The 19,331-nt window shown below is 34.4% G+C and carries 17 protein-coding genes; 10 read left to right on the forward strand and 7 right to left on the reverse strand.

Translation table 11 applies throughout. The features are described 5' to 3' along the window. Positions 1-17: 17 nt before the first annotated feature. The gene (locus N4270_RS10930) at positions 18-2,552 is read right to left on the reverse strand and encodes a T9SS type A sorting domain-containing protein (protein ID WP_260097176.1); all 2,535 of its coding nucleotides are present in this window, start codon (positions 2,550-2,552) and stop codon (positions 18-20) included. A 143-nt stretch (positions 2,553-2,695) separates the two neighbouring features. Between N4270_RS10930 and N4270_RS10935 the strand changes: the two genes are divergently transcribed. After that, positions 2,696-4,159 (forward strand): sodium:solute symporter, encoded by a 1,464-nt coding sequence (locus N4270_RS10935; protein WP_260097177.1) that lies wholly within the window; start codon positions 2,696-2,698, stop codon positions 4,157-4,159. Here N4270_RS10935 and N4270_RS10940 read toward each other — a convergent pair. Continuing rightward, the gene (locus N4270_RS10940) at positions 4,143-4,505 is read right to left on the reverse strand and encodes a CoA-binding protein (RefSeq protein ID WP_260097178.1); all 363 of its coding nucleotides are present in this window, start codon (positions 4,503-4,505) and stop codon (positions 4,143-4,145) included. The genes N4270_RS10935 and N4270_RS10940 overlap by 17 nt on opposite strands. A 169-nt stretch (positions 4,506-4,674) precedes the next feature. Here N4270_RS10940 and N4270_RS10945 point away from each other — a divergent pair, with 169 nt between their 5' ends. After that, on the forward strand, positions 4,675-7,158 hold the full coding sequence (locus N4270_RS10945) for a TonB-dependent receptor (protein ID WP_260097179.1): 2,484 nt from the start codon (positions 4,675-4,677) through the stop codon (positions 7,156-7,158). Positions 7,159-7,657: 499 nt separating this feature from the next. Here N4270_RS10945 and N4270_RS10950 read toward each other — a convergent pair whose 3' ends face one another. Further along, on the reverse strand, positions 7,658-8,668 hold the full coding sequence (locus N4270_RS10950) for a 3-oxoacyl-ACP synthase III family protein (RefSeq protein ID WP_260097180.1): 1,011 nt from the start codon (positions 8,666-8,668) through the stop codon (positions 7,658-7,660). 213 nt (positions 8,669-8,881) lie between these two features. On the opposite strand from N4270_RS10950, the gene htpG reads away from it, so the two are divergent. The 8 genes from htpG (at position 8,882) to N4270_RS10990 (ending at position 16,302) form a co-directional block, all read left to right on the forward strand. After that, positions 8,882-10,792 carry a molecular chaperone HtpG gene (gene htpG, locus N4270_RS10955; RefSeq protein WP_260097181.1) on the forward strand — a complete coding sequence of 637 codons (1,911 nt, stop codon included), beginning with the start codon at positions 8,882-8,884 and terminating at the stop codon, positions 10,790-10,792. A gap of 157 nt (positions 10,793-10,949) precedes the next feature. Beyond that, positions 10,950-11,534: a Crp/Fnr family transcriptional regulator gene (locus N4270_RS10960; protein WP_260097182.1), complete on the forward strand. Its 585-nt coding sequence runs from the start codon at positions 10,950-10,952 to the stop codon at positions 11,532-11,534. Positions 11,535-11,880: 346 nt separating this feature from the next. Beyond that, positions 11,881-12,258 (forward strand): VOC family protein, encoded by a 378-nt coding sequence (locus N4270_RS10965; protein WP_260097183.1) that lies wholly within the window; start codon positions 11,881-11,883, stop codon positions 12,256-12,258. 56 nt (positions 12,259-12,314) lie between these two features. Then, the gene (locus N4270_RS10970; RefSeq protein ID WP_260097184.1) at positions 12,315-13,007 is read left to right on the forward strand and encodes a YafY family protein; all 693 of its coding nucleotides are present in this window, start codon (positions 12,315-12,317) and stop codon (positions 13,005-13,007) included. A gap of 166 nt (positions 13,008-13,173) precedes the next feature. After that, the gene (locus N4270_RS10975) at positions 13,174-13,647 is read left to right on the forward strand and encodes a hypothetical protein (RefSeq protein ID WP_260097185.1); all 474 of its coding nucleotides are present in this window, start codon (positions 13,174-13,176) and stop codon (positions 13,645-13,647) included. 105 nt (positions 13,648-13,752) lie between these two features. Beyond that, the gene (locus N4270_RS10980; protein ID WP_260097186.1) at positions 13,753-14,244 is read left to right on the forward strand and encodes a nuclear transport factor 2 family protein; all 492 of its coding nucleotides are present in this window, start codon (positions 13,753-13,755) and stop codon (positions 14,242-14,244) included. Position 14,245: 1 nt separating this feature from the next. Further along, complete coding sequence (locus tag N4270_RS10985) at positions 14,246-14,878, forward strand: MOSC domain-containing protein (RefSeq protein WP_260097187.1); 633 nt, start codon at positions 14,246-14,248, stop codon at positions 14,876-14,878. A gap of 188 nt (positions 14,879-15,066) precedes the next feature. Then, entirely contained in the window at positions 15,067-16,302 is a 1,236-nt protein-coding gene (locus tag N4270_RS10990; protein WP_260097188.1) for a DEAD/DEAH box helicase, read from the forward strand. A 78-nt stretch (positions 16,303-16,380) separates the two neighbouring features. On the opposite strand, the gene N4270_RS10995 is transcribed toward N4270_RS10990, so the two are convergent. From N4270_RS10995 to N4270_RS11010, 4 genes are read right to left on the reverse strand one after another with little or no spacing between them, the layout of a single operon-like run. Beyond that, positions 16,381-16,998, reverse strand: coding sequence for a hypothetical protein (locus N4270_RS10995; RefSeq protein ID WP_260097189.1), 618 nt, complete (start codon positions 16,996-16,998; stop codon positions 16,381-16,383). Positions 16,999-17,003: 5 nt separating this feature from the next. Then, positions 17,004-18,176: a hypothetical protein gene (locus tag N4270_RS11000; protein ID WP_260097190.1), complete on the reverse strand. Its 1,173-nt coding sequence runs from the start codon at positions 18,174-18,176 to the stop codon at positions 17,004-17,006. Next, positions 18,157-18,696 carry a hypothetical protein gene (locus tag N4270_RS11005; protein WP_260097191.1) on the reverse strand — a complete coding sequence of 180 codons (540 nt, stop codon included), beginning with the start codon at positions 18,694-18,696 and terminating at the stop codon, positions 18,157-18,159. Before N4270_RS11005 ends, N4270_RS11000 begins: the two co-directional genes overlap by 20 nt. Continuing rightward, positions 18,680-19,228: an RNA polymerase sigma factor gene (locus N4270_RS11010; protein WP_260097192.1), complete on the reverse strand. Its 549-nt coding sequence runs from the start codon at positions 19,226-19,228 to the stop codon at positions 18,680-18,682. Before N4270_RS11010 ends, N4270_RS11005 begins: the two co-directional genes overlap by 17 nt. Between the last annotated feature and the right edge of the window lie 103 nt (positions 19,229-19,331).

Consider the following 19,331-nt stretch of genomic DNA (forward strand, 5'->3'; position numbering starts at 1 on the left):
TCTGGTTGAATTGTTAGTTATTTTACAACCAGTTTTTTAGTCACAAATCCTGAGGTATTATTTATTCTGACAAAATAGAGACCAGATGTGTAATTAGATACATCAATGGTCGTTGGTTCAGAAACATCTAAGTCTTTAGCAAAATACATTAGTTTTCCCATAACATCATATATTTTTACAGAAACAGCTTCGTTCTTGTCCCACTCCAATGACACTGTATTTTCAGCAGGATTGGGATACACCTTAAACGTTTCTAATTCTAATTCACTTACGCTAAGAGAAGCATCATAAACACTAGATCTCCAGAGGCCTCTTCCATAAGTTGCTGCATAAATTTTATCATCTGCAGTATTAATTTCCAATTCATTAATACGTACATTAGGCAAACCATTATTAAAAGGTACCCATGAATTTCCTGTGGTATTGTCCATATAGTACACACCGTAATTCATTCCGACGTATAAACCATCTGTTCCATTATTTTGATACGTTATAGCTTGCGCTGGGAATCCTGGTAAATCAAATTCGATTCCAGTAAATGAAATCCCATTGTTGGTACTCACATAAACTTTTTCTGATCCCGAAGTTGAAATCGCTACTTTAGAGGCGTCAACAGGATGAGGCGCGATACCAGTAATAACAGCGCCACCCAAGCTCAATCCAGGCGATTGAAACCAATTAGCACCACCATCTAAAGAAGCTAGAAAGCTTCCATTTATAGCCATATATATATAATTATTATTAACAGGAGAGATTTTAAGATGATCGATATTGGCACTGTAATTTGTAGATATAGAAGTCCAATTTGCACCACCATCTGTAGACTTATAAAGCTCATCAAAAGCCACATAAATGACATTTGCATCTATTGGATCTTGTTCAAAAGGTACAATCCAATTATAATTGCTTTGCCCGCCTTTACCATCAGGTTGTGAAATACTAGTTAAATTACTACCACCATTTACACTTTTATAAAGGGTTCCATACTGACTTGTTCCATATAATATTTGCGAATCATTTTTATCGACAAAGCTCTCCATCCCATCGGCACCTAACCAATCTATCCAATTGCCAGCAGGCGTCATCACAGACGTACCGTTGTCTTGAGAACCACCAGAGACCACCACTGGATCTGTTTGGCTTACTCCTATTTTATAGAATTGACGGATTCCTAAACCACCAGTCAAATCTGTGTAAAAATTACTATTTACTACAGATGGATTGTTAGCTACATAAATACCGCCATCGGTACCAACATATAATTTATTGCCCACAAACTCCAGAATATCAACATCGGCATGACAATAACCAATATTTTCGAATTGAGAAATTCCAGGTTGCCATTGTGAGGTAATGCTAAAGGTTAAACCGCCATTATTAGATTTCCATGTGTTAATTCCTGCAATATGAACCTCATCAATATTAGTAGGATTAACAGCAATATCCATATCTCTTGGAGCTTGTCCGGGACCAAAAAGATCTTCAGCCGTTGGATCTGAATTATAGCCAAAGTAATTTTTGCCTGTATGATTTAACGTTGCAAAACTGATTCCTGAATTGGTAGATTTATAGAGATTATTAAATCCGCCACCACTAGCTTCTAAAACATAAACAACTGTAGGATCATCGGCCGACACACCTATCATTTTTGGTCCGGAAGTTCCAACAGACGGAATCACTATAAATGAAGCGCCACCATCATTGGAATAATAAAAACTAGTCCCAGATGCATAAACAACGTTAGGGTCTCCTGGTTTAAATTCTACATCATAACCATTTCCTGATGCGATTTGCGTCCAGTTGGCACCACTATCTGTAGACTTATAGATTCCGCTCCCTTGAACTGTAGCATACATTTTTGTGCTATTAGCAGTTGGATCAATCAATATTTTATTGACAATACCTGCTCCTGCATTCGAATAATAATTCCACGTACTCCCAGAATTGGTTGATCTAAATATCGTTCCTCCCGTCGATCCCCAATAATACACAGCAGGATTTTTTGGGTCGATCGCTAAGGCATAGACATCTATATTTGATAAATTATCTGTAAGAACCGTCCATGTTTGCCCGCCATCTGTACTTCTCCAAACGCCTCCAGTCATTGAACCAATAATCATTGTTGTAGGCGTATTAGGATCAACGGCAATCGCTGTGATTCGACCAACACCTGGGTTCCATCCTGAAGTAGCATTCCATGAAGTTGGTCCCATTTCTTCCCAAGTTCCAACCGTGGTTCTTGCTAAGACATTTGCTAAGACATCACTAGAATTTAAATAAGCATTATAGCTTTCTAGTTCTTGCTGATAAAACTGTGGTAGTTTTGTTTTTCCGGTGACATCCATATTACGTTCCGCAAAATACTGCCATCTTCTAAACGATTTATAACCGGTTCCTCTACCTCTACCAACGTTATCGAAGTGAGCTTCAGCTTCTTCAACAATTTGAGCAACGGTGTAATCTTCAACGTGCATCATCATGTTTTTATATTCTTGCGACCAGGACATGGCAATAAAACACATGAAACTTAAAACAAATAATATCTTTTTCATTTTGATAATTTAGATTAAAATCTTTGGAGACTATAACATCATTACAGACAATTACGCTACTTTTAATTTTAATTAGTTAATATTGTTTACAATTTTCAGCTAAAATAAAACAATTCATTTAAAATTCTGTTTAATCGTTACATATGTCTACTAGCGCCATTATTTTACTCATATTAGCCTACTTTGGAGTACTCATCTTAATCTCATATTTTACGGGTAAAGAAGATTCTAATGCTGCCTTTTTTAAAGCCAACAAGTCGGCTCCTTGGTATTTAGTTGCTTTTGGAATGATTGGCGCTTCCTTATCTGGAGTTACTTTTATTTCGGTTCCTGGCGCTGTAGAAGCGAAACAATTTGGCTATTTTCAAGTGGTTTTAGGCTATTTTTTCGGCTACCTCATTATCGCTTATGTCTTGCTACCATTGTATTACCGACTAAACCTTACTTCCATTTATACCTATTTAAAAGAACGCTTTGGAAATACCAGTTATAAAACCGGATCGATTGCTTTTCTTATCTCAAGAACTGTTGGCGCCTCTTTTAGATTGTTTTTAGTTGCTAAAGTATTACAGCTACTTGTATTTGACAGTCTTGGGGTTCCCTTTTTTATCACAGTAATTATCACCATAGCATTGATTTGGTTGTACACTTTTAAAGGCGGTATTAAGACTATTATTTTTACTGATACGCTTCAAACGCTTTTTATGCTTGTATCGGTTATTGTGACCATTTCGTTTTTAGCTTCGGCTCTTAATTTAAATAGCGTTTCTGAAATTTACACCTATGTTAGTGACAGTAATCTTAGCAAAGTATTCTTTTTTGACGATGTCAACGACTCGCAATATTTTCTAAAGAGTTTTCTTGCTGGTATCTTCATAACCATTACTATGACTGGTTTAGATCAAGATATGATGCAAAAAAACCTGACTTGTAAAAACCTAAAAGATGCTCAAAAAAACATGGTAAGTTTCAGCGTTGTTTTAGTCTTTGTGAATATACTTTTTCTTGCGCTTGGTGTACTATTAACACAATATGCTGCTCAGCATGGTATTGAAGCTAAAAAAGATGATTTATTTCCTACGATAGCTATGCTGCCGGAAATAGGCGTCGTGACTTCAGCTTTCTTTTTATTAGGCCTAATTGCTGCTGCTTATTCCAGTGCAGATAGTGCTCTAACATCACTCACCACATCCTTTTGCATAGACATTATAGAACTGGACAAAAAACCTGAGGAAAGTCGGAAGAAAGTTAGAAAACAAATTCATGTTCTATTTAGCATCATCCTTATTGTTGTCATTCTTTTATTTGATATTCTATTTACAGATGTTTCTGTAATCTGGGAATTATTTACAGCAGCTGGCTACACCTATGGACCATTACTGGGCTTGTTCGCTTTCGGCATCTTAACCAAGATCGATTTAAAAGACAAGTATGTTTGGATCATTGCGATTGTAGCACCAATCGTTTCATATGTAATTAATCACTATTCTGTAGACCTATTAAATGGCTATCAAATAGGGTTTGAAATTTTAATTGTAAATGGCATATTAACGTTTTTCGGACTTTTATTTATCTCCAAAAGAACCGTTCCTAGTATTGATTTGTAGATAATAACACTAAAGTACAAGCATTTTCAAAATCGATATGTGCTTGTCTTAGTATATTTTGAAATTCGGAATTTTCGGTACCAGGATTAAAAATAACGCGCTTAGGCTGAAGCCCAATAATATAATCGTAAAATGGTTTTTGGCGTTCTGGATTCAAATACAAAGTTACCGTATCAATATCTTTATAAGGCATTAAATTAGTATCAATTGCCACGCCTGCAACCACACCTTCTCTTAATCCGAAAGCGACCACATTATGACCATGACTTACCAACCTATTGATGGCAATATTTGAATAGCGTTGTAGCTTTAATGAGGCTCCAAGTACTAAGGTGTTCTTCTTCATTGTTATATAATTTCCTACAAAAATAGGACTCTTAGCCTTAATATTTACTTTGGGATGTTAAAAGCATGTTAACTAGTGTTAAAAAAAGTAACACATATAAAAAGTTATCGTCTATGAGATAACAACCGATTTTATATAAAAAAAGCTAATCAATCAAATCAATCAAAAAATGAAAAAAATCACACAATTGTGCGTGTTTCTCTTTGCAATTATTGCATTTGCACAACCTCAAAACCCAGAATTAAGAGATGGGTCAGTATCTGGTCGCGTTATCGACGCTCAATTAAATGCACCTTTACCTTACGTAAACATTGTAATTACCGATACGTCTAACAAAACGATTACTGGCGGTATCACAAACGATGACGGAACGTTTGAAATCAATAAAATTCCTGAAGGTCAAATCATTGTATCGATTCAATACATAGGTTACAAAACTGTTTCTAAAAACATCCATTTAGGTAAAGAAAGTTATCATATTAATCTTGGAGATATACGTCTTGAAGAAGATATTGAAAGTTTAGATGAAGTCACTGTAGTTGCTGAAGTCACTACAATTCAACAAAAAGTAGACCGAAAGGTTATTAATATTGGTAAAGATTTAACGACATCGGGACCAACGGCTAGTGATATAATGAATAATCTTCCGTCTGTAAACGTCGATCAACAAACCGGAAATATTAGCTTACGTGGCAATGAAAATGTACGCGTGATGGTTGATGGTAAACTTTCTAATGTGCCTATTGCGCAATTATTAAAGCAAATTCCTTCGACATCTATTAAGCAAATTGAACTTATTACAAATCCTTCAGCTAAATACAATCCTGAAGGTATGAGTGGTATTATCAATATTATTCTTCACAAAAACACAACGATTGGTTTTAACGGAAACATTAACGTTGGCCTCACTAAAGAAATCAATGCACGTTTCAACAGTTCTATTGATATGAATTATCGCAATGGTAAATTCAATTTTTATGGAAACTACGGAAACAATATTGGTAAAAGTGCTAATTACGGAACCATTAATCGTATTGATGATGAATCGGTTCAATTATTTGACTTCGGAAATAATAACAAATCCCATTTGTATAAAGTAGGTCTTGATTTTTATTTAAATGATACCAATACATTTTCATTCTTTACCAATCAAAATATGTATGATGGTTCTGGAACAGGAACAACAGGTATTCAATATGTAGATGAACCCTTTCAATTACAAACGTTCAATAATGATACTGAAAATACAGTCTCTCAATACAATGGTGTTTTTAATCACCAGTTTAAGAAGGAAGGTGAAAAATTAGATTTAGAAGTCGATTACAGTGTTTTTGGACAAGATGAAGTTGCTAATTTTAGCTTTGTCAATATTCCGTTTCCTCCAAACTATACAGATTTTGTAGACACTGACAGAGATCAAACTGTTGTAAATTTAGATTACACGAATCCATTATCTGATAAAGCAAAACTAGAAGTTGGAGCTGAAGCACGATTGTTTGAAACCAACATCGACTACAATTCTACCGGTTTATCGGTCAATGAAAATCAAGACGATGTGCCTGATAATGGGGATGAATTTATTCCAACTCCACAAACAGATTTTACCTATAAAAGAGATATTTATTCAGTATATGTTACTTACGGAAAAACATTTGAAAAGTGGAGTTACCAAGTTGGCGCCAGAGCCGAAAGTGTTAAAGAAGAAGCTTCTGCAATACGACAGTTAGAAACAAGTGCTGAAACCATTCCGTTTGAAAACGATTATATTCAAGTCTATCCTTCGGCATTCTTTACGTATAACCCAAGTGAAAAAAACTCGTATCAAGTAAGTTTCAGTCGTCGTGTAGATCGTCCTGGATTACAGCAAGTAAATCCGATTAGAGAATGGAGCACGCCTTTAGTATCATCATTTGGAAATACTAATTTACAGCCACAGTTTACCAATTCGGCAGAATTAAACTATACGAGAAAATTAGAAAAAGGAAGCATTACAGGTGGTGTCTTTTTCAGATTGGTAGAAGATGAAATTAACAGAGCTGTTTTTATAGATCGCTTAGATGTTAATAAAAACATACTTACCTATGACAATTTTGAAAACACCACAGCGTATGGTATTGAAATAAGCAGCAACTACAGACCAACCTCTTGGTGGAGTTTAAATGGTAGTTTCGATTTATTTGCACGACAACAAAAAGGGATTGCCGAATTATTAACGGCACCAACCGATGTAGCGACTGCCGATGATATTCTACGCTCGACGATCACTGTAGATAATATCGTTTACAATTTAAGATTGTTCAACAATTTTAAAGTCACTAAACAGCTTAACCTATCTTTATTTACAATGTATAGAGGGGAAGAAAAAGGCTTACAATTTACCAGAAAACCAATGTTTTTAGTCAATACTGGTTTACGTTACACCTTCCTTGAAGATGGTAGAGGCACCTTTAGTTTTAACTATAGCGACATTTTTAATACCATGAAATTTGAATTTGAAGGAGACAGACCTTATCCTCAAGTTGGCGAATTTAACTGGGAAAGTAACACCTGGAATATTGGATTTTCTTACCGATTTGGAGGTGGAAAATACAGAGCGCTACAACGTAAGCAACGTGATAATAATGAAAAATCTGGTAGTGGCGGATTTATATAAAAGTAAATTTAATAGCCTACATATAATAGTTGATGGTTAGTGTTAATGTTTGGTTATTAAATAAGAAAACCCAAAACGTTTTGTTTTGGGTTTTTGTTTTTATAATAAAGTGTTAAAGTTTAATAATCAATGTAATACCATTCGATAATTCACGACTCATATAAACACAAACATTTGGTTTATTATAATTTAGTCCTAAATAATAAGCAAAGTTTTAAGTGATTAATAGCAAGAAAATCCGCAGTATGAACTACGGATTTTTTTTATATAAATCACATCACTTCTAGTTACAATGTTAATTGATAGTTAAAAATGTTAAGAGATGAAATAAAAACTACTTTTTTACGTCTTATGACTGTGATAAGTTTTAAAGCTAATCAGTTTAAAAAAATCACTCTTTTATAGTTTTAGTGTTTTTAGTAAAATTGGTTAATAGCAGAAAAATCCCAAAGTTTAAACTTTGGGATTTTTTGTTGCTGTTATATATACAAAGAATAGTTTACCACTTTATAATTACGCTTCCCCAAGTAAATCCACTACCAAATGCAGCCAGTACTACAGTATCGCCTTCTTTAATTTTACCTTCTTCCCAGGCTTCGGTTAAAGCTATAGGAATAGACGCTGCAGTGGTATTTCCATACTTTTGAATATTATTAAAGACCTGGTCATCTTCCAATTTAAATTTACGCTGAATAAATTGCGCAATACGTAAATTGGCTTGATGCGGAATGAGCATATCAATATCATCAACTTGTAGTTTGTTTTTCATTAAGCCTTCCATGATTACTTCACTAAAACGAACCACCGCATTTTTAAATACAAATTGTCCGTTCATATATGGGAAATAACTTTCGTCATTCGGATCGTTTTCCGCCAAAATATCATTCACCCAACGCTTCCCCATTCCTGGAGCAATCAACACCAATTCTTCGGCATGCTCACCTTGCGAATGCAAATGCGTAGATAAAATCCCTTTACTGGTATCTTCTTCTCGTGTTAAAACTGCGGCACCTGCACCATCGCCAAAAATAACCGACACGCCTCGCCCTCGCGTCGTTTTATCTAATCCGTAAGAATGTAATTCACTCCCAATAACCAGTATGTTTTTATACATGCCTGTTTTGATAAAATTATCGGCAACCGAAATGGCATATACAAATCCCGAACATTGATTCCTAACATCTAAAGCACCAACCGTTTTAATATCTAAAGCGTGTTGTACCTGAACACCAGGTCCAGGGAAATACATATCCGGACTCAAGGTGGCAAAAATGATAAAATCGATTTCGTCTTTGTCAATACCAGCCCGTTCAATAGCAACCTTAGCCGCCTTAACACCCATTGTTGCTGTAGTATCACCCGAGTTTTTCGTTACCCAACGACGTTCTTTAATTCCGGTACGTTCTTGAATCCATTCGTCATTCGTATCCATCATTTTTGACAAATCATCATTCGTCACCACATTATCAGGAACGTAATGCCCTAAGCCTATTATCTTGGAATTGTACATAGTAATGTATTATTAAATAAGTGCTGCAATTTAACTATTTACAACCTACTTTTTTTTAAACTGAATCCCAATCGTTATGCATGCATAGTATCTTAAAAATGTCAGTTTGTCACCTTTGTGCTCTTGGTACTTTTTTTGTCTACAGATATAAGGTAAATAAATTAATATTAATTAAGATTCCTGTCTCTTCAGGAATGACAAATAAATTATATCATGACAAAAGGAAATATTAATGTATCGGTAGAAAATATTTTTCCGCTCATTAAAAAATTCTTGTACAGCGATCACGAAATCTTTTTACGTGAATTAATTAGTAATGCAACAGATGCGACTTTAAAATTAAAACACCTAACAAGCATCGGTGAATCTAAAAGTGAGTACGGAACTCCGAAAATCGAAGTTAAAATCGATAAGGAAGGTAAAAAACTACACATCAGCGATCAAGGTTTAGGTATGACCGCCGAAGAAGTTGAAAAATATATCAATCAGGTGGCCTTTTCTGGAGCGGAAGAATTTTTAGATAAATACAAAGATTCTGCTAAAGATTCTGGGATTATAGGTCATTTCGGACTAGGATTTTACTCGGCATTTATGGTTGCTGAAAAAGTAGAAATCATTACAAAATCGCACACAGATGCACCAGCGGCACACTGGACCTGCGATGGTTCTCCAGAGTTTACTCTAGTAACAGCCGACAAAACAGAACGCGGTACCGAAATCATACTTCATATTGCTGAAGATTCTACTGAATTCTTAGAAGAAGCTCGAATTAGAGAGTTGCTCCTTAAGTACAATAAGTTTATGCCGGTTCCAATTAAATTCGGAACAAAAGAAATCAATGACCCAAACTTTACGCCTAAAACAACAACTGATAAAGACGGTAAAGAAACAACCGAACCTCATAAACAAATAACCGTTGATAACATTATCAATAATCCAAATCCGGCGTGGACAAAACAACCAACCGATTTAGAAGCTGATGATTATAAAAATTTCTACCGAGAGCTGTATCCAATGCAGTTTGAAGAGCCTTTATTTAATATTCATTTAAATGTAGATTATCCATTTAATTTGACGGGAATTTTATACTTCCCAAAAATGACGAATGATATAAACATTCAAAAGGATAAGATTCAATTGTATCAAAACCAAGTATTTGTTACCGATAATGTAGAAGGTATCGTGCCCGAATTCTTAACCATGTTAAGAGGTGTGATTGATTCTCCAGATATCCCTTTAAACGTATCGCGTAGTTACTTACAGGCTGATGGTGCTGTCAAGAAAATTTCATCATACATCACACGTAAAGTAGCCGATAAATTAAAATCGTTGTTCAATTCTAACCGTGAGGATTTTGAAGCTAAATGGGATGATATCAAAATTGTCATCGAATACGGTATGCTTTCCGAAGAAAAATTCTTTGAAAAAGCAGATGCCTTTGCATTGTATCCAACCGTTGATGGCACTTATTATACCTATGAAGAGCTTTACAATAAAATTAAAGCGAAGCAAACCGATAAAGATGACAAATTAGTCATATTATATGCTTCTGATAAAGATGCGCAACACGCCTATATCGAATCGGCTAAAGCTAAAGGTTATGAAGTGTTGCTATTAGATTCTCCAATTGTTTCGCATTTAATTCAGAAATTAGAAACGACTAAAGAAAATATTTCGTTTGCGCGTGTTGATGGAGATCATATTGATAACCTCATCAAGAAAGACGACACGACAATTTCTAAGCTTTCGGAAGAAGAAAAAACAGCATTAGACACGCTATTAAAGGAAACTATTCCGCAAGAAAAATTCGCTGTACAATTAGAAGCTATGGATAGTGATGCCTCACCATTTATCATCACACAACCTGAATTTATGCGTCGTATGAAAGAAATGCAGCAAACTGGTGGTGGTGGAATGAACATGTTTGGCAATATGCCAGAGATGTATAATCTTATTGTGAATACAAATTCTGAATTGGTTGGCGAAATCTTAAACACTAAAACCAAAAAGAAACAAGAACGTTTAATTAAGCAAAGTTTAGACTTGGCACGTTTGTCTCAAGGCTTACTAAAAGGTGAAGAATTAACCAACTTTATTAAACGTAGCTACGATATGATAAAGTAATCGTTCTTAAACGACGATAAATTTAAAACCACTTTGTTTCTTCAAAGTGGTTTTTCTTATTAAAAACAACCGATTAACTAATTTTTAAAGCGAATACCGATGCTTAACACCTCATTTAAAAGGTTTTACGTAAATTACTAGAATCAATCAAATTTAAATGAAAACCGATACCTCCAAAATAAAGGAGATTTTTAAAGATCTGACTTTTTCAGACTTCGAAATAAGCATTTTAGAATCTGTATTCCATAAAGTTACCTATAAAAAAGGAGCCGTTATTCTTAAAGCAAATGATATTGTGACCATGCAATACTATATCTATGATGGCTGTCTCAGATCGTATCATATCGATGCTCAAGGTAAAGAACATACGGTACAGTTTGGTATTAAAGATTGGTGGATAAGTGATTATACGGCGTTTTTTACGACATCGAAATCCATCATGAATATTGAGGTTTTAAAAGATGCTACATTGCTAAGATTATCGCACAAGGATAAAGACTATTTATACGCTCAAATTCCTAAAATAGAATCCTTTTTCAGGAAAAAACTTGAGCGTGCATTTGCAGCCTTTCAAAAACGGATCTTATCCGGTTTATCCCAAACTGCAACCCAACGTTATATAAACTTTATTAATAAGTATCCCAATATCGAACGTAGTGTAAAAAACTATCACATCGCTTCTTACCTGGGAATTACTACCGAAAGTTTAAGTCGCATTCGTAAAGAATTGTCTAGACATTAAATTTCTTAACATACATCAATTTTTTTAAGTAAATACAATCTTACATTTGCAGCACTAGTAAGATTGACATAATAAAAGCTATAAAAGAATCCCTAATGATTAGTAGCTAACGAGCGTGAGTTGTAACAACTCGCGCTTTTTTTTATAACTTTAAACAAAAGTGAAAACTGGTTGTATAAAACCATTCACACAACTACCTAACAAAAAATAGATCAAAAAAACCTTAAGACGATCACACTAAATAACTAATTTCAGAAAAAAATAAATTCAAAAAAGACCCTTGACATAATCTGACACAAGCTCAAATATCTTTGCATTACGTTTAACAATTAAAATCAATTTAAAAATGAGAAATGCAGTGAACTGGTTTGAAATTCCAGTAAAGGATTACAACAGAGCCAAACAATTTTACAGTACGGTTATGGATTCTAAAATCACCGATCATCCAATGCCAGAACAAAACATTAAGTATGGTATTTTTGAATACGATGAAGACAATAATGGTGTTGGTGGCGCCATTATTGAAGGTGAAGGTCAAAATCCTACAAGCGATGGCGCAACAATTTATTTAAATGGTGGTGACGACTTAAGTGTCGCTTTAGAAAAAGTTAAAGCTAATGGTGGAAAAATTACGATGCCAAAAACCGATATTGGTACATTTGGTTTTATTGCTCAATTTATAGACACCGAAGGCAATCTGGTCGCTTTACACTCCATTATGTAATCTTCTAACAAAATTTAAGATAGTGAATTGCACTGCGGTTCACTATCTTTGGTATTATGTCTCAACTCTCCAGACTCATATCCATATTAACCCTTTTGCGTTCTAAACGCTTACTAACCGCTAGCGAATTATCCAGCAAATTCGATGTAAGTGTTCGAACCATTTACAGAGATATTAGAAAACTAGAAGAAGCTGGTGTTCCTGTAATAACCATAGAAGGCAAAGGTTATTCATTAATGGAAGGTTATACGGTTGCGCCTGTTCAGTTTACCGAAAAACAAGCCAATGCTCTAATTACTGCACAGCACCTTGTTAATCAAACTAATGACTTGTCGTTTGCGACCGACTTTAAAGACGCAATGACAAAGATTAAATCGGTGTTTAGGACTTCAGTTCAAGAAAAAAGTGAGTTATTAAGCAGTAAAATTTTTGTTTTTGATTCTAACTATGAGAACATTTCCAGCAACGCTCTTTCAGAAATACAAATAGCAATTACCAATTTTAATTATGTTGAAATCAGTTATAAAAAAATTAATGACGAACAGGTTTCATTCCGAAAAATAGAACCTTACGCATTCTACTCTACCCAACATAAATGGATTTTAATTGCCTGGTGCCATTTACGAAATGATTACCGAGCATTCAGAATTGATCGTGTTCAAAATTTTAAAATCCTAACTGAAACTTTTAAAGACCGAAAGTTTAACCTTCAAGATTACTTTCAATCTTGTTCTTATGACGATAAATAAACGATTAAACTTTAGTTGCCAAAACCACACCCAAACTTGCGGTAAATGTTAAAATAATAAAAGTGTAGATTTCAGGTATAATTACCTATAAATAGTACAGCATCACTATTTAAATTTGAATGCATATCATTCAATAAGACAAGGCCTTAACAAACAATTATTTTAGATGAATTCTGATGAAACTACTCTAAATCAAATTATTCAATTTCTTAACAGTATTCAAATTCGAGTTATTCCAACCCAGTTAAATGAGACTACATTTTTACCAGGATTACAATTAAAAGGGCAATCGATTTTAATAGATAAAGACCGTCTAAAATATCCAGGAGACTTATTACACGAAGCTGGACATATTGCTGTTACCGAAGCTTCACTAAGACCACTTATTGGCACTCCAGAAATGGACAACAATTGGCCAAATTTAGGTGATGAAATTGTGGCTATATTATGGTCGTATGCAGCTTTACGCCATTTAGATCTTGAGCCCAAAGTTGTATTTCACCCTCAAGGTTATAAGAATGCTTCTAACTGGTTTATAGAACAATTTACCAATGAGACTTATATGGGCTTACCGCTATTAAGCTGGATGGGACTTTGCAATACCGAAGACTTTCCTGTCATGAAACGCTGGCTTAGGTAAAAAAATACGTAAATTAGACTTGTAATCATATAAACAGGACTTACATCTGTTTACTTCAATACCAGAGCCATGTACAAAAAACTGCTACTCTTATTTATAGGCCTTATGACATCCATTAACATTTGCGAGGCGCAATCTCTAAGAAACCTAAAAGAAATTAATACGGTCTGGAATCAATTTTACATAGCCTTCAATACTTTAAATCATCAAACGATGGCCTATATTCATTCGGAAGCGTTAATAAGAATTTCTGGCGGACGTACAATTATCGATTATCAAACCTATATTTCAAATTATAAAAATCAATTTCAAGCTGCCAAATCTGAAGGCACAACTTATGACATTTCACTCCGTTTTTTTGAACGTATTAACACTAATACAACTGCAAGTGAACGTGGTGTTTACAGGTTAATCATCAACAAAGAAAAGCCTGACGAACAAACTTATTACGGTCAATTTCATGTTATTATGAAAAAAGAAAATGGTGATTGGAAAATTACTATGGACTATGATTCTACCGAATTTGATACCATTGATGAAAAATCCTATTTAAAAGCACACGCTATTACAGATTTTGAAGCGTTTTTAAAGCAGTAAAATGAAAATTATTTCTACGAATATAGCCCAACCTCAAAGCTTTATATGGCAAGGAAAAGAAGTCACAACTGGCATTTACAAAAAACCAGTTAATACAAGCATTCATTTGAAAAAGGAAGCTGTTAAAGGCGACGAAGTTTCCGACAGGAAAGTTCATGGTGGCGAATTTAAAGCCTGCTATTTGTTTTCATCTGACCAATATCCGTATTGGAAAAATCTGTATCCAGACTTAGATTGGACTTTCGGTATGCTTGGCGAAAATCTCACTGTTGAAGGTTTAAATGAAAAAACACTTTATATTGGCGACATCTATAAAGTAGGAAATGCTTTAGTACAAATCACTCAACCCAGAGAACCTTGTTTTAAATTTGGCGTAAAATTTGGAACTCAAAATGTTCTAAAACAATTTATTCAACAGGGCTATCCGGGCACTTATGTTCGTGTTTTAAAAGAAGGCACAGTTACAACTGGAGATATTTTTCAGTTGGCTGAAAAAGCCACAGACAGCATCACGATTTGGGATTTTTTTCAGTTATTATATGCTGAAAACAAAAATAAAGCACATATCAAGTCTATCTTAGACAATGACGCCTTACCACAACGAAAACGTGAGCGCCTTCAAAGATTTTTATAAAAGTAACTATTTTTTTGAACCAAAGGACACATTTGATCGTATTGACATAGACAACGAACTTCCTATAAAATTCTTAAAAAACAACCCTAATAACGTTGTATGAAGACGCCTAAAACTATCGAGCGAATTAGGTGTTTCATAAAAAATGTGTCAGTAAAATACCATACCTTTGCTTTAAACTATCAGGCATGTCATTTAAAGATTTAAAACTCAACAAACCTATTTTAAGAGCTGTTGCCGAAGCGGGTTATGATAACCCAACTTTGGTCCAAGAACAAACCATTCCTTTGGTATTAGAACGCAAGGATGTCATCACCTCAGCTCAAACAGGAACTGGTAAAACGGCTGCCTTTGCCTTACCAATCTTACAGTTGTTATTTGACAAGCAAGATGCACCAAAAAAAGGCAAAAAAATTAAAGCGCTTGTTGTAAGTCCGACACGTGAATTAGCCCTTCAAATTTCAAAAAATTTTTCGACCTACGCCACCTATACCAATTTAAGAACAGCCGTAATTTATGGCGGCACCTCTATAGAACCACAAAAGGACATTCTTACTAAAGGTGTCGATATTTTAGTTGCCACGCCAGGTCGGTTACTGGATCTTCACAAACAAGACGTTGTCAACTTAGATTATGTAGAAATTTTTGTTTTAGATGAAGCCGATTTAATGTTAGACATGGGCTTTATTGATGATGTCAAAAAAATAGAACGTTTATGCCCTGAAACGAAGCAAACACTTTTGTTTTCGGCAACTATGCCTTTTAAAGTTGAACAACTCGCTAACTCCATTTTAAAGAATCCTGAACGCATTGAAGTCACGCCAACATCATCTGCTGCAAAAAATGTAAGTCAGGTGCTATACTACGTCCCAAAACGCAATAAAATTGAGCTCTGTTTACATTTACTTCGGAATACTATAAAAGGAAGCATTCTCATATTTAGACGTACTAAATTTGGTGTTGATAAACTAGAACAAACACTCACCAAAAACGGTTATAAAGCCGAGCGTTTACATGGTGATCGCACGCAAAATGAACGTCAGAATGCGCTGGCCGATTTTAAACGCGGAAAAGTTAATATTCTTATTGCTACCGATGTTGCTGCACGTGGTATTGATATTAATGAGTTGGACGCTGTTATCAATTTCGACCTACCAAACGTCCCTGAAACTTATGTACATCGTATTGGTAGAACAGGTCGTGCTGGCGAATTTGGGCATTCGTATTCCTTTTGTTCTGCCGATGAAAAAGCCTACATTAAAACCATTCAGCAGTTAATCAATGTTCAAATTCCTGTCGAAGAAAATCATCCCTATCCTTTAGACCCTAAGGCCAAACCCATTGTTCATAAGAAAAAAGGCAGCAAATATAAAAAAGGTCGAAAAGGCGAAGGTTCTAAAAAGAAGAAAAAACGCTGGTATTAATGTGGACTTTCCGAAGGCATACTCTAAAAAATCTTAGGATTAATTAAAGTATAAAATCAGCCTAATATCTAAACGATACTATTCAAATTCAATCTCTATAAGATAGTAGTTTGGGATATTGAAAGCGGTTCCCCAATCTTCAGGTTTATGTGTACTTCCTGAAACGTCACAGTACTTTTTCCAGCCAGTGTCTTTATCAATATAAGGTAAAAAGTAACCCATAATATAAGTCGCTTTATTTAGGTCAATAGGCATAGGTTCAGACGTTTTTAAAAAGTCATGTAAAGCATAGTTATCGTTTGCCGCTTTTATAGGATATAACCTTGGCGTCGAAAACCGGTCGAACATAAAGTTCATTTTAATGGTATTATTCACCTGCGTTTTTACATAGTATTTAAATTCGAAAATTGTGTCGTTAACCGCTGGAGTATACTCATATTTAGCGCTATCTATTATCGTATCTGTTTGAGCCAGACTACCATTGGTATATTCTTTAACTAAAAGTCGGTAATTTTTAGCTTTTAAATCTGCACCAGTAAAAGTAAGTTTTATAGTTTCAATCTCTTGAAACCTCAGTAGACTATGAATTTCTTCATGATCAGAACCATATTTAGTTTGCAATTTGATGTTACTTTTTTGCGCGTTTAGTGTGCTGAAGCACGTAAGTGCGACAGCTAATAAAATTAAATTTCTCATGTTATTTATGGCTTTGGTTTGGTGAATGTATCGTTATGAGTAAAGAGAATCCCACGAACTAAATCAAAATTAATAGCTCCAGAAAAGTGACCAACACCTTGGGCTTTGCGTTCCATCATATTAAATTTCTGATCTGTTTTTGTAGGCTGCATGGTGACAGCGATATTTTCAAATTGATTGACCGTATTATTACCAACAACTTTTAAAGAAAAGTCATAATGTTCAGGATAGAAAAAGTGAATTTTTGAATATTCTGAAAACAAATCAAATCGATTAAAATTTTTAGACCAATTATAAAACCAGTACTCGCCATTAAAATCGGTTATCGTCACTTGATCCTGAATTTCTCCAATTTCAATTTTAGCAAACTCTGATGTGATTTCAGCATTTTGAACGCTTCCAATAATACCTCCAGTTATATTATCGAATGTATAGTTTCCGCCAGAAAGCCCTTTTACTTTAAAATCGGCTTGCTTAACCATAAATCTATTGTACGTATTACTTAGGTATTGCCCTTGAAAGCTGCCTTGTTTTAAATTGAGAGAAATCTCGTTAGTCATATCTTTCAAAAGCGAAATTTGTGCTTGCTTACCAATAATTTTAACCTTGACATAAGCTGGTAATTTTATCACGAATTTGCTTTTATACATTTTAACTTTCTTAAAATCGATATCTTTCTTTTCACCATTTTTACTCAAAAGTTTCAGACTTTTAAAAATGGCCTGCTTTACTTTTTGTCCAGAAATCTCACTAATTAGTGAATCTTTAGATTTTCTATGAATGGTGTCATTAGTTGTTTCAGAAAAAACACTAAAAACATCATCTGCAAAAGTTAAACCCAAAGGCGCTTCCAATTCGTAAGCTATTTCAGATACATTAGCCAAACTCGTTGCCTTGAGCATTAGAGTATTGTCATACATATTTGCTTCAACATTAATATCGTCAATAAATCGCTGTACATCCTTTTTGGAATAATTGTTAAACTCGATAGTATAATTCATATGAATTTTACCATCTGTAGATTCGTCGATTGCTACAGTCGTATTTTCAAAATTTAATATCACAGTGGTGTTTGTATCTGCTGAAAACACTTCAGAGTAAACCGTTTTTTTCTGTGCAAAAAGTGATCCTGATGTGATGAGTATCAGTATCCAGATTTTAAATGCTAATCGTTTCATACTGTTCGTTTTTTTGATTTAATAACTTGATATGTTCTTGAATATCTTTTAACAATTGTAATCGAGTTTTAAGGTTATCAACTAAAGATTCTATAACCTGAATATTATTATTATCCAGCTTAAACTGCTTAGAAATCTCTTGGTAATCCTGATCTAAACCATCGAGTTTAACTCTATAGCGTTTTACTAATTTTTCGTCGTTAGCCACTTTAATAAAACGTTCCCACTCGGCATCAATGTTAGCTAAATACTGTTTCTCAATAGCGTCAATTTGAGTCTCTATTGGTGTTTCTTCTACAACTGTATTTACGGTCTCTGTTTTAGAAAACAAAACCACAGCTAGAGCTACAAACAAAACCACCATAGCCGCCACTTTAAAGAGATAATTAGTGTTTAATTTAGAGGTTCGTCGTGGTCGATTCGCTTTGAGTTGCTCGTAAAATTCTTGGCGATGTTGCTCTGGCAATGTTTTTCCAGAGAGGTCATCATCTTTAAATAAGTCTCTAATATCTTGCTTCATTGTAATGTGTTTTTAAAAAGTCGCGTAATTGTAATCGGCCGCGTCTTAAATGTGTTCTTGAGGTTTGTACAGGAATTTCTAATATGCCCGAAATCTCTTTATGGTCATAGCCTTCAATCAAATAGAGTTTTACAACAATTTTATACTTACTTGGCAATTTTTCAATGGCATCTAAAATTTGTTGTTTGGTAATTTCGGCATCAAAATCCCAATTATTAGCATCGGTTTCCATCGTCAAATTGTAAACATCAGAATCTTCAAATAGCAAACGTTTCTTTTTCAGCTCGTCGATACAATGATTAATTACAATCCGTTTTAACCATACACCAAATGTGAAGTTTTCAGTAAAATGGTCAATCTTATGAAACGCTTTTATAAAACTTTCCTGCATCGCATCTTTAGCATCTTCATCATTTAAATACCTGCAAGCAATACGATACATCGCTTCACAATACAAATCATAAATTTGCATCATCGCCTTATCGTCTCCTTTCTTGCAACGTTGTATTAAAATAGTTTGCGTTTTAGGCATCTGGTTTTGGTTAGTATTCACTATTAATAACGATAGAAATTCTCCAGCGTTTCAAAATTCTTATTTTTTTTGATAAAAGTGATTATCTTTAATCACAAAACCC

The organism is Psychroserpens sp. SPM9 (assembly GCF_025153525.1).
GTDB lineage: Bacteria > Bacteroidota > Bacteroidia > Flavobacteriales > Flavobacteriaceae > Psychroserpens.